Annotated in this window: 11 protein-coding genes and 2 pseudogenes; 9 read left to right on the top strand and 4 right to left on the bottom strand. The window is 60.6% G+C overall.

The window, feature by feature from the left end:
- Positions 1 to 13: 13 nt before the first annotated feature.
- A complete protein-coding gene (gene dusC / locus PG896_RS08560; protein ID WP_113978443.1) occupies positions 14 to 958 on the bottom strand; it encodes a tRNA dihydrouridine(16) synthase DusC in 945 nt (314 codons plus the stop codon).
- A gap of 177 nt (positions 959 to 1,135) precedes the next feature.
- Between dusC and PG896_RS08555 the strand changes: the two genes are divergently transcribed.
- The 4 genes from PG896_RS08555 to PG896_RS08540 all read left to right on the top strand — a co-directional run bounded on the left by PG896_RS08555 (position 1,136) and on the right by PG896_RS08540 (position 5,303).
- Positions 1,136 to 1,513, top strand: coding sequence for a YbaN family protein (locus tag PG896_RS08555; RefSeq protein ID WP_039039141.1), 378 nt, complete (start codon positions 1,136 to 1,138; stop codon positions 1,511 to 1,513).
- A 132-nt stretch (positions 1,514 to 1,645) separates the two neighbouring features.
- On the top strand, positions 1,646 to 2,191 hold the full coding sequence (gene apt, locus PG896_RS08550) for an adenine phosphoribosyltransferase (protein ID WP_010674707.1): 546 nt from the start codon (positions 1,646 to 1,648) through the stop codon (positions 2,189 to 2,191).
- A gap of 177 nt (positions 2,192 to 2,368) precedes the next feature.
- Positions 2,369 to 4,849, top strand: coding sequence for a DNA polymerase III subunit gamma/tau (dnaX, locus tag PG896_RS08545; RefSeq protein WP_270835601.1), 2,481 nt, complete (start codon positions 2,369 to 2,371; stop codon positions 4,847 to 4,849).
- Positions 4,850 to 4,973: 124 nt separating this feature from the next.
- Complete coding sequence (locus PG896_RS08540) at positions 4,974 to 5,303, top strand: YbaB/EbfC family nucleoid-associated protein (RefSeq protein ID WP_005301028.1); 330 nt, start codon at positions 4,974 to 4,976, stop codon at positions 5,301 to 5,303.
- A gap of 111 nt (positions 5,304 to 5,414) precedes the next feature.
- On the opposite strand, the gene PG896_RS08535 is transcribed toward PG896_RS08540, so the two are convergent.
- Complete coding sequence (locus tag PG896_RS08535) at positions 5,415 to 6,341, bottom strand: LysR family transcriptional regulator (protein ID WP_113978440.1); 927 nt, start codon at positions 6,339 to 6,341, stop codon at positions 5,415 to 5,417.
- A 118-nt stretch (positions 6,342 to 6,459) separates the two neighbouring features.
- Between PG896_RS08535 and PG896_RS08530 the strand changes: the two genes are divergently transcribed.
- Complete coding sequence (locus PG896_RS08530) at positions 6,460 to 7,341, top strand: pirin family protein (protein ID WP_113978438.1); 882 nt, start codon at positions 6,460 to 6,462, stop codon at positions 7,339 to 7,341.
- 57 nt (positions 7,342 to 7,398) lie between these two features.
- Here PG896_RS08530 and PG896_RS08525 read toward each other — a convergent pair whose 3' ends face one another.
- Positions 7,399 to 8,721, bottom strand: a complete 1,323-nt coding sequence (locus tag PG896_RS08525) for a YjiH family protein (RefSeq protein ID WP_010674712.1) — start codon at positions 8,719 to 8,721, stop codon at positions 7,399 to 7,401.
- A gap of 543 nt (positions 8,722 to 9,264) precedes the next feature.
- Between PG896_RS08525 and PG896_RS21150 the strand changes: the two are divergent.
- A pseudogene (locus PG896_RS21150) lies at positions 9,265 to 9,507 on the top strand (LuxR family transcriptional regulator); the annotation flags it as partial.
- 28 nt (positions 9,508 to 9,535) lie between these two features.
- Here PG896_RS21150 and PG896_RS08520 read toward each other — a convergent pair.
- Positions 9,536 to 10,678, bottom strand: coding sequence for an IS4-like element ISAs18 family transposase (locus tag PG896_RS08520; protein WP_139701073.1), 1,143 nt, complete (start codon positions 10,676 to 10,678; stop codon positions 9,536 to 9,538).
- A 90-nt stretch (positions 10,679 to 10,768) separates the two neighbouring features.
- Here PG896_RS08520 and PG896_RS08515 point away from each other — a divergent pair.
- From PG896_RS08515 to hrpA, 3 genes and pseudogenes are all read left to right on the top strand, one after another.
- A pseudogene (locus tag PG896_RS08515) lies at positions 10,769 to 11,581 on the top strand (helix-turn-helix transcriptional regulator); the annotation flags it as partial.
- An 83-nt stretch (positions 11,582 to 11,664) separates the two neighbouring features.
- Positions 11,665 to 12,087 (top strand): CBS domain-containing protein, encoded by a 423-nt coding sequence (locus tag PG896_RS08510; protein ID WP_010674714.1) that lies wholly within the window; start codon positions 11,665 to 11,667, stop codon positions 12,085 to 12,087.
- 189 nt (positions 12,088 to 12,276) lie between these two features.
- On the top strand, positions 12,277 to 16,176 hold the full coding sequence (gene hrpA / locus PG896_RS08505) for an ATP-dependent RNA helicase HrpA (RefSeq protein ID WP_270835599.1): 3,900 nt from the start codon (positions 12,277 to 12,279) through the stop codon (positions 16,174 to 16,176).
- Positions 16,177 to 16,203: the final 27 nt, after the last annotated feature.

Below are 16,203 nucleotides of genomic sequence, written 5' to 3'. Positions count from 1 at the left end.
GCGGCGGCCAAGTCTAGGCCTGTGAGGCGCACTCGCGCTCGAGGGCGGTGCGGATCTCCTCTGCGGTCTTGATGGTGCGGATGCGACGAAACAGCTCGTCGGCCTGGGGGTATTCCCGCACTATGTAGGAGAACCACTGCTTGATGCGACTGGGGTAGTAGTCGGCCTTGTCGCTCGCCAGATCCTGCTCGGTGTAGGTCACCATCAGTTGCAGTACCTCGGCCCAGCTCATGTGGGCACACCCCGTCTTCATCACGTTGGCCAGGTTGGGCAGGGAGATGGCGCCCCGGCCCACCATGAGGGCATCGCAACCGGACACCCGGGCACAGGTCAGGGCATCGGCATGGTTCCAGATCTCGCCGTTGGCGGTGACGGGGATGGGCAGGGCGCGGCGGATGGCGTCCACGTACTCCCAGTGTGCCGGCGCCTTGTAGCCTTCGCGCTTGGTGCGGGCATGCACCGCCAGCTCGTTGGCCCCCCCCTGATAGACGGCCTGGGCGTTGTCCAGATAGAGATCCTTGTCATCGTATCCCAGACGGATCTTGGCGCTCACCGGCAGGTGGGCAGGCACGGCCTCCCGCACCGCCTTGACGATGCGATAGATGGTCTCGGGCTCCTTGAGCAGCACGGCGCCCCCCTTGCTCTTGTTGACCGTGGGGGCAGGGCAGCCGAAGTTGAGATCGACCCCGGGAGAGCCGAGCTCGATGGCCCGTATGGCATTTTCTGCCAGCCACTCCGGATGTTGTCCCAGCAGTTGCACCCGTACCGGGGTCCCCGCACGGGTCTTGCCATCCTGTTTCAGCTCGGGGCAGAGGCGATGGAAGACCTTGGCGGGCAGCAGTTGATCGACCACCCGGATGAATTCACTGACGCAGAGGTCGTAATCATTGACGGAGGTGAGGACCTCCCGCATCAGGTGATCCAGCACCCCCTGCATGGGGGCCAAAATAACGCGCATAGCTGCTTCCGAAGACAAGGGGAGAAAAAAGAGCGCAGATTGTAGTGGCAATGGCCGGGATTGTCAGCCGTCTGCCCACTCGATGACCCCAATCGACGGCCGCCGACTGGGCCAGGCTGTCAGCTTCCGGGCCAACTCTGTTAGGCTAAAGGCAGAGATACATGCAGAGGAGTACCCATGAAACGCTGGTGTCTGATGGCCCTGGGCTGGCTTGCCTTCGCCACCGGGATAGTCGGGATAGTCCTGCCCCTGCTGCCGACCACCCCTTTCATGTTGCTGGCGGCGGCGCTGTTTGCGCGCTCCTCCCCCCGCTTTCATGGCTGGTTGCTGGCGCATCCCTGGTTTGGCCCCCCCATCCTCGACTGGCAGCAGTATCGCGGCATTCGCCGTCACGCGAGACGCCGCGCCATCATCTTTATCCTGATCTCGTTCTCGGTATCGCTGCTGGTGGTGCCGTTGCCCTGGGTGAGGTGGCTGCTGGTTGTCATAATGGTGATCCTGCTCACCTGGTTGATGCGTCTGCCGGTGCTGGAGCCGGTTGCAATGAAGAAGTGAAATCCCTAAGCTATCGCGGCAATAATGCTATGGAGTCGGCTCGTCATTTTTGCGTGACGGGCCTTTTTATTGCCCCCAGGCGGAGACCCCGTGCGCCGCCATGGCAGGGCTCAAAAAATAAGCGGTCAAATAATGAATCCGGAAACCCTGAAGTTTATCGAAGCGAGCATCAAGACCATTCCCGACTATCCGAAGCCGGGCATTCTGTTTCGCGACATCACCAGCCTGATCGAGAATGCCGAGGCCTTCAAGGCCACCATCGATCTGCTGGCCGATCATTACCGTGATCAAGGCATCACCAAGATTGTCGGCACCGAGGCCCGTGGCTTCATCTTCGGCGCCCCGGTTGCCTACGCCATGGGGCTGGGGTTCGTGCCGGTGCGCAAGCCGGGCAAGCTGCCCCGCGCCGTCATCGAGGAGTCCTACGCCCTGGAGTACGGCACCGACACCCTGCAACTGCACACCGATGCCATCGTGCCCGGTGACAAGGTGCTGGTGGTGGACGATCTGCTGGCCACCGGCGGCACCGTCGATGCCACCGTCAAGCTCATCCGCCGCGCCGGCGGTGAGGTAGCGGATGCCGCCTTCATCATCTCCCTGCCGTCCCTGGGCGGTGATGCCCGCCTGACCGCCGCCGGCGTCAAGGTGGTCTCTCTGGTGGAACTCGCGGGGGCGTAAATCGCCCCTTCGCGCGGCAGGCCTCGTCACCCTGCTTTCTGCCGCAAACCGGTGCCTGAACGGGCACCGGTTTGAAATTCAAGCGATCCCTCCCAAGGCGGCGCATCCCCCATACAGCCAGCCCTCCATTTGTGTTAGCATCCAGCCTCAATGCCTCGTTTCCCAGCATCGAGATCTATGAGCTATCAGGTTTTGGCGCGCAAATGGCGCCCCCATACGTTTGAACAAGTGGTCGGCCAGCAACATGTGCTGACTGCCCTGACCAATGCCCTGGATCAGGGACGGCTTCACCATGCCTACCTGCTGAGCGGGACCCGCGGGGTGGGCAAGACCACCATCGCCCGCATTCTGGCCAAGAGCCTCAACTGCGAGCAGGGGATCAGCAGCCATCCGTGCGGTGTGTGCGATACCTGCCGCGAGATCGATCAGGGCAATTTCGTCGATCTGCTGGAAATCGATGCGGCGTCCCGCACCAAGGTGGAAGACACCCGCGAACTGCTCGACAACGTCCAGTACCGTCCGGCCCGTGGTCGTTTCAAGGTGTACCTCATCGATGAAGTGCATATGCTGTCGCGCCACAGCTTCAATGCGCTGCTCAAAACCCTGGAAGAGCCGCCCCCCTATGTGAAATTCCTGCTGGCCACCACGGATCCGCAGAAGCTCCCCATCACCATCCTCTCGCGCTGCCTGCAGTTTCATCTGAAGAGTCTGGATCAGACCCAGATTGCCAGGCAGCTCGAATGGGTGCTGGATCAGGAGGGACAACCCTTCGAGCCTCGCGCCCTGCTGGCCCTGGCCAAGGCGGCCGATGGCAGCATGCGCGATGCCCTGAGCCTCACCGATCAGGCATTGGCCCACGGCAACGGCAGCGTGCGCCTGGAGAGCGTGCTCGCCATGCTGGGGACCCTCGATCATCACCACCTGCACCAGTTGCTGGAGGCAGTGCTGCGCCAGGATGCACCCGCTACCATGGCCAAGATCACCGAGATTGCTACCCTGGGGCCGGATTTCGATCAGCTTCACGCCGAGCTGGAAGCTTTGCTCCATCGGGTGGCCATGGCGCAACTGCTGCCTGCGAGCGTGCAGGAGCAGGGGGCGGATGCCGATGCCTTGCTGCAGCTCGCCGGAGCCATGAGCCCGGAAGAGGTGCAGCTCTGCTATCAAATCGTGCTGGGGGGGCGCAAGGATCTGCCCTGGGCCCCTGACGGGCGCACCGCACTGGAGATGACCTGTCTGCGGATGCTGGCCTTCTCTCCCCGGCGCGAGGTGGTCCATCCCGCCAACCTGGCGGCCCAACCTCTCATGACAGGGCACTCCGGCGTGATGGCGGCTGCGAGGGAAAGCGCGCCGCTCCTGCCGGGAAAGCCCCAGGGGGCTGAGCCGGCCCCGGCTGCCAGCGCAGCACCACAGGCTCCCGCCGCGCCAGCATCGGTCCTTGAGGCCGAGCACGTCGCCCCCGCACCCAAGGCGGAGGAGGGCGCAGTGCTGGATCCGCTCTTTGCCGAGCAGGATGAGCTGCTGCGTGAGGCCGAACGGATGGGCTACGAGGCCGTGGTGCCCGCCAGTCCGCCTGCAGCAGAGCCAGCCTCTGCGCCGTTGGCGGCGGATGACGCCGGGCAGACGCAGCAGGTTGAGGTCCAAGGGGAAGACGTCGCCATCTCTTCGACCTCCAGCATGCAGAGCCTGCTTGGCAAGCGCAATCTGCTGCGAAGCCGCCTGCGTGGCGAGCAGAGTGCAAACGCCGCGCCCCCCCGAGTCACTCCCGTCAAACCGGTGGCCGCGACCAAACCGGCCCCGATGCCTGCCGTCGCGACTTCGCCCCAGGCCGAGGTGCAACCAGCGGCGCGGCCCGAGATGCCGGGGCAGGGATCTGCCATGCAAACGGGGTATGACGACCTGCCCCCTCTGGATGCCTATGAAGAGGGGGCCAGTGACTACGAAGAGTATCTGAATCAGGGGTTTGACGAGGGGTTTGCCAGTGCCCCGTTGCCCACGCGGGCAGTGACTTCCGCCCAGCCAGCTCCCGCCACCATGGCATCTCCTTCGCAGGAGGATCTGCCGCCCTGGGATCTGGGCGCTGACGTCGGCAGCGCGGATACGGCGGCACCTGCGGTTGCCGCTATGGTGTCTGCCGCGCCTCCAGTGGCCGCCAGCGAGCCTCAGCCCGCCATTGCGTTGATGGAGACTATCGACTGGGATGCCCTGGAGAGCGACGCCCAGCCCGAAGAGGAGGGGGAGGTCGCCCGTCTGATCCCCTCGTCCTTGCTGGTCAATTGCGGGGACGCCTGGGCCGAGCTCATCGCCCGCACCGGGGTGGGTGGTCGGCTGCGTCAACTGGCCATCAACGCGGTGATGACCCGGGAAGGCAATCGGGTCTCCCTGCTGCTCAAACCCGAGCAGCGCCATCTGGTGAGCGACAAGGCCCGCGCCGATCTGGCCGAGATCATCGGTCCCGAGCTGGGCGGCCCGGTTCACATCGATGTGACCCTGGGCTCGGATCCCGCGCGGGAGACGCCGCTCGAGATAGAGCATCGTCTCTATCTCAGGGTGCGTGAACAGGTGAGCCGGGATCTGGCGGCGGATCCCAACGTACAATTCTTGCTGCAGCGTTTCGGCGCCGTGCTCCATCCCGAGAGCATCGAACCCCTGAGTCGCTGAGTTGCGGTGAAAAAACCGTGCCGGGGTTTGTCCCCGGTTGAAAAGACCTTTGGCTGCCCCCACTTAGGGCAGATGAACCCACAGCCCGGCGCTGGATGCCGGATTTCAAGACGAGAGACGATCTATGTTTGGTAAAGGTGGAATGGGTAACCTGATGAAACAGGCCCAACAGATGCAAGAGCGCATGCAGAAGATGCAAGAGCAGCTGGCCCAGATGGAAGTGGTCGGTGAGGCGGGTGCAGGCATGGTCAAGGTGACCATGGCCGGCAGCCACAGCGTGCGTCGTATCGAGATCGATCCCAGCCTGATGGAAGATGACAAGGAGATGCTGGAAGATCTGGTCGCCGCCGCCGTCAATGACGCCGTGCGCCGCGTGGAAGAGCAGAACAAGGCCAAGATGGGCGAGCTGACCGGCGGCATGCAATTGCCCCCGGGCTTCAAAATGCCCTTCTGAGGATCCTGCCCGTATGCGTTTCTCCTCCTCTGAGAAGGGGAAAAATGAAAAGGCCAGAGCCAAGCTCTGGCCTTTTGCATGTTGGCACCCCCGGGAACGGCCATGCACAGATCATGGCGGGAGCTGCGTACTTGCCTGCCCCAGGGGGGAGAAGCCCTCGACCAGATGATCGATGAGGGCGCGGATGGCAGGCAGCAGACCGCGGCGTGAGGGGAAGACCGCGTGGATCACCTCCTGGCGCGGTGCCCAGTCGGGGAGCAGACGCACCAGCCGGCCATCGGCCAGGGGCTCATTCATCATCATGGTGGGCAGTTGCACGACCCCGAGCCCGTCGATCGCCCCCTGACGCAATGTCTGCATGTCGGTGGTGGCAAAGCGGGGGCTGTGGTGCTGTTTGACTCGGGCACCATCGGGGCCCAGCAGGGTCCAGTGATGGCCTTCCAGGCTGGCGCCGTGACCGAGGCTCGGCCATGACAGCAGATCTGCGGGGGCCCGGGGCATGCCGAGTGACGCGACAAGGGCCGGACTTGCCACCAGACACTGGGTCGCATAACCCAGCACCCGCATGGCGAGATCGCTGTCCTCCAGGGGCAGTGGTCGCACCCTGAGCGCCATGTCCAACCCCTCCGCGACCAAATCCACCGCCCGGTTGACCCCGACGAGTTGCACCTTGACGCTGGGATGGGCCAGGGCGAAGGAGACCAGCATCCTCCCTACGTGGGCGTGCAGCAGATCGATGGGGCAGGCGATGCGAACCAGACCGCAAGGCTCGCTCTGGGTCGCGGCGATGAGATCCTGCGCCGCATCGGCTTCCACCAGCATGGCCCGGCAACGGGTGTAATAAGCCTGCCCGAGTTCGGTGACGGTGAAGCTGCGGGTGGAACGCTGGATAAGGCGCACTCCGAGTCGCTCCTCCAGCATGACGATGCGGCGGCTGAGCCGCGATTTTGGCATGCCGAGGGCCCTGCCGGCCTGGGCAAAGCCCCCGTGATCCACCACCTGGACATAGAAATAGAGGTCGTTGAGATCCTGTTGCATGGGTTTATCGTTCACAAAATAGGACGCTGATGGCCAATTTTACGTCTACCGGACGCAGCGTTCCAGACTCACAATGCGAGCAACGGCACATCCCGTGACGATCACCCAGGAGAGCATCATGAAAAGAGTCATCGGTATTTACAGCGCCCCTCGACAACACTGGGTCGGCGACGGATTCCCGGTTCGCTCGCTGTTCTCGTATCAGACCCATGGCCGCGCCTTGAGCCCTTTCCTGATGCTGGACAGGGCTGGCCCGGCACATTTCGAGCCCGCCGATCATGCCAGGGGAGTGGGGGAGCACCCGCACCGTGGTTTTGAGACGGTCACCATCGTCTATGAAGGGGAGGTCGCCCATCGCGACTCGACCGGCCAGGGGGGGATCATCGGTCCGGGAGACGTGCAGTGGATGACGGCCGCCGCCGGCATCATGCACGACGAGTTCCACTCCCAGGGGTTCACCCGTCGTGGTGGCACCCTCGACATGGTGCAGCTGTGGGTCAACCTGCCCGCCAAACACAAGATGTCGACGCCCGGTTATCAGGGCATCACCAGCGACAGCATCCCGCAACTGAGCCTCAAGGAGGGCGATGTGCGGGTGCGCATCATCGCCGGGAACGATGCCGGGTTGCAACAAGGCGAGGTAGAGGGGCCAGCCCGAACCTTCTCGCCCATGAACATCTGGGATCTGCGGCTCAAGGGCGGGGCCAGCGTGGTGCTGCCGGCGGTAGCGGGATGGAACAGCGCCTTGGTGGTGCTCAAGGGCTCTCTCATTATCAACGGTCAGGAGCGCGCGGGCGAAGCACAACTGGTGCTGCTCGATCCCAACGGGGAGGAGTTCATGCTGGAGGCGGAGGGCGAGGCCAGCTTGTTGCTGCTGAGTGGCGAGCCCATCGATGAACCCATCGTGGGTTATGGCCCCTTTGTCATGAACAGCGAGGCAGAGATCCATCAGGCGATAGATGATTTCAACAGCGGCCGGTTCGCCGTCATCGCCCCCTGAGACAATCCTGATAAAAACAAAGCGCCTGATGGCGCTTTGTTTTTTTATGAGCCCTGGTCAACCGAGCCAGCCGAGGGCCAGCGCCAGCCTGCCGCACAAGGCGGCCAGCAGGATGCCAAGCAGGGTGCGCAGCAGCCAGATCACCACCAGCTGTCCCACGCTCACCGGGATCCGGGTGGCCAGGATGCAGGGGATGGAGGCAGAGAAGAAGAGCACCGAGCTGACCGAAACCACGGCCGCGACATAGCGCACCAGCAGGTCGGCATCCTTGAGCAGGATGGCGGGCAGGAACATCTCGGCCAGACCGGCCGAGAGGGCCTTGGCGGTGGCGAGCGGCTCGCCGAGATCCAGCAGCCAGGTCAGTGGCCAGAGCAGCCAGCCCAGCAGATCGAACAGGGGGGTGTGCTTTGCCAGCAGCAGGCCCAGCAGACCGACGGACAGTATGGTGGGCACCACGGCAGCGGCCATGTGAAGACCGTCCCTGAGGTTGTCCTTCAATTGCCGCAGCAGGGGATCGGCCTGGTGGGACTGGGTCAGGCCGCAGGTGAGGGCTGCCTGCCAGCGGCTCATGCCAGCCGGTAGCGGCTCGTCGGTCTCGCCATGGTGAGCCAGGCGACTGATGGGAGGAACACGCGCCAGGATGGCGGTGATGACGAAAGTGATCACTAGGGTGGACCAGAAGTAGAAGTTCCAGTGTCCCATCAGGTTGAGGGTCTTGGCCACGATGATCATGAAGGCGGCCGAGACGGTGGAGAAGCCGGTGGCGATGATGACGGCTTCTCGCACCGTGTACTTGCCCGCGAGGAAGACTCGGTTGGTGATGAGCAGGCCCACCGAGTAGCTGCCGACGAAAGAGGCGACCGCATCGATAGCGGAGTGACCCGGCGTGCGCCACAGGGGGCGCATCACGGGTTGCATCAGCACCCCGATGAATTCCAGCAGGCCGAAACCGAGCAGGAAGGTCAGGGCCATGGCGCCGATAGGCACGATGAGACCCACTGACATTGCCAGTTTGTCGAACAGGAAGGGGAGGCGATCCGGGGTCATCAACCAGGCAGGGCCCCAGTCTGTGACATACAAAATGGCCAGGGCCAGTCCGAGCAGCTTGAACAGGCTCAATACCCTGTCGATGGGACGGGCGCGCCAGCGGCCATCCAGCAAGGGGGTGATGGCGCCATAGGCGATGAGCAAGAGAATGAGGGTCAGGGCAAGGGGGCGCTGGGCAATCAGAAAGCCGGCCAGGTGATCCACCACTATGGTGCTGCGCCCGCCAAGCTCGAAGGGAACAAAAAAGATGGCGATGCCAAGCAGGCTGGCCAACAGCAGCTTGATGCCGGCCCCTGATCCTGCCGGTGCAGTGAGCGTGTGTTCAGGTTCCATTTTCTCTCCTTGTGGTCCGCATGGTTCAATTCCGTTGAGGGGATGATTTGTATATACAATATCGTCCGGCGCTCAAAATGGAAACACCAAAGTCACCAAAATGCAACATGTGAATCGGTGTGGATGCAGATGACCCCAATGTTGAAAAGCGTGATCTTGGGGGGAAGAGGGGCCGGGATGGCGAGTGGGTGGTGAGACATCAAGAGGTAAAACAGGGAGGTAAGCGACCAGCGCCAGGAAAAACATGAGCGGCTATTTACCCTTTTTGGCCATATTCATTCATGAGCCTATATTCATGACTATTTATGAATAAATCATAAACCCTTTGTTCATTTGACTACTTTTCGACTATCCCATTGCAGAGTAAGATGCCTCTTCAATAAAAATAAGAATTAGGAGTTCGGGTGTGAAGGCATTAGGGAAGGTGCGAATAAGTCATATGGCACGAGAGCATTTACTGGTAACCCATTGATATTAAATGACTAAAATTTTCATTTTTTGTTCTTGGGATACTTGTTCGCACTTTCCTTAGAGAAAGAAAGGATATCGCCCTATATCAGCCAGTTATACGAGTGCGGTATTAATGATTCTGACATTAAGCTCGTCGTGGACCAATTTCGCGCCGACGTTTCCTGTAGTTCATCCCTGTTTTTATTGCGGGATGATGACAAGAGCGACGGAATAAAGCTTTTTTCCAGCGGTCTGACCGAGGCCCAGCAGCAGTTTTACCTGCAACATCATCGCCAGGATGTGTGGTTCAACCATTACTTGGATAAAGGGTGCAAGGCTCAGAGATCCCCTCATTTTTAGAGACTCAAATAATTCCAAGTGTGCGGGTATATAAGCGGTGTTGCTTCAGGTAGTAGATAAATTTATCCATCAACAAGACCGCATTGGCTTCTTTCATTTTAGGTAGCAACTGGTAATAGATGACCCCTTGCCGAAAGAACGAATAGGTTCGGCTCTTGCTGGTATTGACCTTGATCGTTCTCTCTAGACCGACACTGTCTCCAGCCTTACCCAGCAGCGTCAGCAAGACGATGGCCAGGGCACTGAATAAAAACAGTCGGTCGCGCCGGACCGGATTACTGATGTGCACATCTCCCATACCCATGCCGAATTTGTAATCTTTGATATCACGAAAACTGGTCTCGATACCCCAGCGCTGGCCGTATAGTTGCAACGCCTTGGCGGCGCTCAGGTCGGTCCGGTTACTGGCCAGAAACCACGCGTCTTTCATGCCACTCTTGTGACAACAATAGACCCGTTCGACAGGCTGTCGCTGCCCAGTTAGCTCCACCGCTTTGAGGGTTCGGGTGCGCCCGGTCGGCGTTAGCCAGTCCCGAGCTGGAACCTGCTCTACACCAGGGTAACCAACCAAAACATTTCCTTTAAATCTAATGAGATAAGCAAAGCCTAGCTCTTGCTCCAGGCGTTCGAACAGCTCCATGTAACCAAAGCCGCGGTCAGCGACTACCGTCACGAAGATACCCTCTGGCAACGTCTGCTTGAGCTTGGTGAGCAGCTCTTTCTCATGGGCATTGCGTTGCCCTTTGAGCAACGATTTCCGATGGGTTTTCCACAGCAGCGGAGTACTGCGACTGTGGTTGGTTTGCAGGCTGATAACCAAGGTACTGTGATCATCGGCATCGAATTCGGTCCAGTCCATGGAGACTACGATCTCGGTACGTTCACCGACCACATAGGGCACCCAATCGTCAAAGAGGCTCCAGACATTGAGCTTGGTGTTAGTGAGCAGGCGATCCACCTGTTTAACCGCATGTTTACGTTCGAGACCGTTGGCCAAGGAGAGGCCACTACCGATGGCGTGGATGGCCAGTGAACCTGACTCGATAACCCCGAGGGTAGCATTGGCGAGGGAAAGAACACGCTTGGCATGCATGTCTTGTCCAAATATATCGTCGATGTGGTTGAGGATTAGTTCGTGGTTAAACATGGGGATAGTCTGTTGGGTATTAGCTGGTCAAGGATGGCGATCATACCTCAGAAGCCGCGCCACGCCTCGCTCATATGAGGGGATGGTTAAGGGTGCAAGGGGATTGTCAGCGCCAACAGCATTTCAAGCTCGGTGGGCCTGCTGGCAAGTTTCGGCGCCCAATTCGCCGCCGGCGGCGTCTGCCAGGTGAAAGGGCGTGGGCTGAGCAGCCTGTGCAGTTACCGTGGTGCAGCGCAAGATGATTTCAGTAGTCGCGACCTCACCTCGCTCTCTGAAATCTATTCCGGACTGGCGGCCTGGAGCCACCATTATTGGAACTTGCTGGCCCTGGAAACCCAGAACTATCAGTTGCAACAGCTGGTGAAAAACCATAATAAGCCCAGCGCCATCATAGACGACAAGGGGCATATTCATTATTCCAATGTGGCCTTCAACCGTATCGCCGATGAAAATGTGGAATTGCGGGCCATCAATGGCATTTTATCTTTGCAGAATAAGGAGCAGCAACGCCAGCTCAAGGAGATCCTCAATGGCTTTGCCTATTTGCTGCCCGGCGCCAGCGCCTATATGTCCATTCCCCGTCAGCCTAACCTGCGCCCGCTGCTGGTCCAATGCACCCTGATGAGCGGACTCAGCCGCTTTGAACGCTATGTGGAAGTGGTGCTGCGTGACCCCGAGCACGCCTTCAACCCCGACATCGAAGCGCTGGCCAGCCTCTATCCCCTCACCATCGGCGAGAAGGAGCTGCTGGTACTGATGAGCAAGGGTTACAGCAGCAACGACATCGCGGAGCTGCGCGGTGTCAAGGTGGAAACCGTGCGCTCCACCCTGAAAGGGGTGTTCAAGAAGACCGACTGCCACAGCCAGAACGAGCTCTTGCTCTTGCTGCAATCCATCTCCTGATCCATGCGGACTATGCTTGGAGTGAGCCGGACATAGTGCCCGGCTCTTGCCTCCCCTCGGGAGGCTCGTTGGGGGAAAGCGTCATGGAATCACTCAAGGCAAAGGACTACATGCAGACCAAGCCCATCACCTTCAGCGCAGAGATGATGGTACAGGCGGCGGTGGAAAAATTTCTCAACAGTCATCAGTTGGGCGGCCCCGTAGTGGACAGCCAGGGACATCTGATTGGCTGGGTCTCCGAGCAGGATTGCATCGCCGTCATGTTGAAAGAGGCCTACCACTGTGAACAGGTGGCCCAGGTCAGGGATGTGATGCGCAAGGAGGTGCTGGCAGTCGGCCCCGACACCAGCATCCTGGATCTGGCGGAGATGATGATGGGTCAAAAGCCCAAGATCTATCCTGTGGTGGAGGAGGGGCGCCTGCTCGGGGTCATCAACCGCCACAATGTGATGCAGGCCATCCACGCCCAGCTTGGCACCTGTTTCGTGCATCAGGCCAGAGTCTGAACGGTGTTGTCTGGTTGTTTTCAAAGAGCAGGCTCCGGCCTGCTCTTTTCATCCGTGACGGTCATGACGCCTCCGGCTTGATGTGCTGGCGCGGCGCTTTAAGGCTTGCACCGCCCAGCCTCGCTCTTTAGGATCTCCTCCAGCTATCGATATGGCCCTTGATGGGCACTCTTTTAAGGAATTCGTACCTTGTCTCTCTCTATCGAGGCGCTGCGCCGCCGTCTTACCGCCTGCATGAATCTCGACGCCCGCCGTCTCTCCAGTCGACTGCACGGGGTCAAGAAGCTGCCGGAAGCCAAGCAGGCTGCCGTGCTCGAGACCATCGCCGCTGACCTGGATGTGGCACAGGCGCGCTACCAGTCCCGTCTGGCGGGCGTGCCCAAGGTCACCTATCCGGACAATCTGCCAGTCAGCCAGAAGCAGGGGGAGATCGCCAAAGCCATTGAAGAGCATCAAGTGGTGATCATCGCCGGCGAAACCGGTTCGGGCAAAACCACCCAGATCCCCAAGATCTGTCTGGCGCTCGGGCGTGGGGTCAAGGGCTTCATCGGCCACACCCAGCCGCGCCGTCTGGCGGCCCGTACCGTCGCAGCCCGCATCGCCGAGGAGATGGAGTCCGAGCTTGGCCACTACGTGGGTTACAAGGTGCGCTTTACCGATCAGGTGAGCGAGCATACCCACATCAAGCTGATGACCGACGGTATCCTGCTGGCGGAGATCCAGAACGACCGGATGCTCACCCAGTACGACACCATCATCATCGATGAGGCCCACGAGCGCAGCCTCAACATCGACTTCATTCTGGGCTATCTCAAACAGCTGCTGCCCAAGCGCCCCGATCTCAAGGTGATCATCACCTCGGCCACTATCGACCCGCAGCGCTTCTCCCGTCATTTCAACAAGGCGCCGGTGATCGAGGTCTCTGGCCGCACTTATCCGGTGGAGGTGCGCTACCGCCCGCTCGTCAGTGATAAAAGCGAAGGGCTGGAGGAGCGCGACGAACTGCAGGGGATCTTCGATGCGGTGGAAGAGCTGGCCCGCGAAGGGCTGGGGGACATCCTCATCTTCATGAACGGCGAGCGGGAGATCCGCGATACCGCCGATGCCCTGCGCAAGCTCAATCTGCGCGACACCGAGGTGCTGCCGCTCTACGCCCGCCTCTCCAACGCCGAGCAGAACAAGGTATTCCAGCAACATGCCGGACGGCGTATCGTGCTTGCTACCAACGTGGCGGAGACCTCGCTGACGGTGCCGGGCATTCGCTACGTCATCGATCCGGGCACCGCCCGCATCAGCCGCTATTCCTGGCGCACCAAGGTGCAGCGCCTGCCCATCGAGCCGGTCTCCCAGGCCAGCGCCAACCAGCGTAAAGGGCGTTGCGGTCGGGTGGCGGACGGTATCTGTATCCGTCTCTACTCAGAGGAGGATTTCAATAGCCGCCCCGCCTTTACCGACCCCGAGATCCTGCGCACCAACCTGGCATCGGTCATCCTGCAGATGCTGGCGCTCGGCCTTGGCAATATGGAGGCGTTCCCCTTCGTCGAGCCACCCGAGTCGCGCCATATCAAGGACGGTCTGACCCTCTTGAAAGAGCTGGAGGCGGTGCGCGAGCTGCCCGCCACCGGCGATCGCGAAGCCAAACTGCAGCTGACCGAGATCGGTCGCCAGCTCTCGCGCATTCCCCTTGATCCGCGTCTGGCGAAGATGGTGATCAGTGCGGCGCAGACCGGCTGCCTGAGTGAGGTGATGGTGATCACCGCCGCCCTCAGCATTCAGGATCCCCGCGAGCGGCCCATGGAGAAAAAGCAGGCCGCCGACGAGCAGCACAGACGCTTTGAAGACAAGGATTCCGACTTCCTCGCTTTTGTTAACCTCTGGAACTATCTGAAAGAGCAGCAGGATGCCCTTGGCAGCAACCCGTTTCGCCGCATGTGCCAGAAGGAGTTTCTCTCCTACCTGCGGGTGCGCGAGTGGCAGGACATTCACTTCCAGCTGCGTCAGACGGTCAAGGAGCTGGGTTTTAAAGCCAATCAGGAACCGGCAGATTTCAAGACGGTGCACTGCGCCCTGCTGACCGGCCTCTTGAGCCATATCGGCAACAAGGATCTGGAGAAGCCCGAGTTCCTCGGCGCCCGCAATGGCCGTTTCCACCTCTTCCCGGCCTCGGGTCTGTTCAAGAAACCGCCCAAGTGGGTGATGGCCGCAGAATTGGTGGAGACCTCGCGCCTCTACGCCCGCATCAACGCCAAGATTGAACCGGAGTGGGTGGAGCCGCTGGCAGGTCACCTCATCAAGCTGCACCACAGCGACCCTCACTGGTCGAAGAAAAACGGCGCCGTGATGGCCAAGGAGAAGGTGACCCTCTATGGTCTGACTTTGGTCAACGAGCGCACCATCAACTTCAGCCGCATCGATCCGGCCCTGTGCCGCGAGCTCTTCATCCGCCGCGCGCTGGTGGAGGGGGATTTCGAGACCCGTCACCGTTTCTTCAGCGATAACCGCAAGCTCCTGGCCGAGGTAGAGGCGCTGGAGCACAAGTCGCGGCGTCGCGACATCCTGGTGGATGACGAGGACTTGTTCCGCTTCTACGATGCCCGTTTGCCGGAGGAGGTGATATCAAGCCGTCACTTCGACAAGTGGTGGAAGGAGGCGCAAAAGCAGGACGCCGAGCTGCTCAACTTCGAAAAAGAGATGTTGATGAAGGGGGACGCGGCCCACATCAGCGATCTCGACTACCCCAACTTCTGGCAGCAGGGGCGTCTCAAGCTCAAGCTAACCTATCAGTTCGAGCCGGGGGAGGCCGCCGATGGCGTGACCCTGCATATCCCGCTGCCGCTCCTGAATCAGGTGGAGGTGAAGGGGTTCGAGTGGTTGATCCCGGGGCTTCGTCACGAGCTGTTGGTCGCCCTCATCAAGTCGATGCCAAAACCGATGCGCAAGAACTTCGTGCCGGCCCCCAATTATGCCGATGCGCTGCTCGCCAGCATCAACCCTGAACAGGGGCCGCTCTTGGACGAGATGGAGCGCCAGCTGCGCCGCATGACCGGTGTGACCGTGCCCCGTGAATCCTGGGACTGGGCTGCGGTGCCCGATCACCTGAAACTCACCTTCCGGGTGGTGGACGACAAGCACAAGAAGGTGGCGGAAGGCAAGGATCTGGAGGCCTTGAAAGAGTCCCTGCGTGGCAAGGTGCAGGAGACCCTGTCACAAGTGGCGGACGATGACATCGAGCAGTCTGGCCTCACCCTGTGGAGCTTTGGCGAGTTGCCCCAGGAGTACAGTCAGAAGCGGGGCGGTTTCGAGGTGAAAGCCTATCCGGCCCTGGTGGATCAGAAGGATTCGGTCGCCATCCAGCTGGTGGAAAGTCCTGTGGTGCAGCAGCAGCTGATGTGGGCTGGCCAGCGTCGGCTGGTGCTGCTCAACGTGCCATCTCCCATCAAGTACCTGCAGGAAAAGCTGCCCAACAAGGCCAAGCTCGGGCTCTATTTCAACCCGTTTGGCAAGGTGGCCGAGCTTATCGATGACTGCATCGCCTGCGGCTGTGACAAGCTGATTGAGCAGCACGGCGGCATGGCCTGGGACGAGGCCGGTTTCGAGGCGCTCAAGGAGTTTGTCCGCGCCGAGCTCAACGATGCGGTGGTGGAGGTGGCCAAGCAGGTGGAAGGCGTGCTGACGCTATCCCACGAGATCAAGAAGCGGCTCAAGGGCAAGATGCAGCTCGACACCGCCTTTGCCATGTCCGACATCCAGCAGCAGCTCGGCAACCTAATCCACAAGGGCTTTGTCACCGAGACCGGCTGGCAGCGGCTGCCTGACTTGCTGCGCTACCTGCGGGCCATCGAGCGTCGTCTCGAGAAGCTCGCCATCGATCCCAACCGGGATCGGGTCTACATGCTCAAGGTGCACAGCGTGGAGTCGGAGTACAAGGCACTGCTCGCCAAGATCCCCAAATCCCAGCTGATCCCGGCCGAGGTAGCCAATATCCGCTGGATGATCGAGGAGCTGCGAGTTTCCTTCTTCGCCCAGCAACTGGGGACGCCATACCCTATCTCGGATAAACGGGTGCAGAGCGCCATTGCCCAGTGCTAAGCTGCCATCTATCTGTTTTCTGAGCCA

Origin of the sequence: Aeromonas sp. QDB30, assembly GCF_027707645.1 — a bacterium.
Taxonomy (GTDB): domain Bacteria; phylum Pseudomonadota; class Gammaproteobacteria; order Enterobacterales; family Aeromonadaceae; genus Aeromonas; species Aeromonas caviae.
Note: the sequence above shows the minus strand (reverse complement) of the source record. Positions and strands in the feature narration are given on the sequence as shown.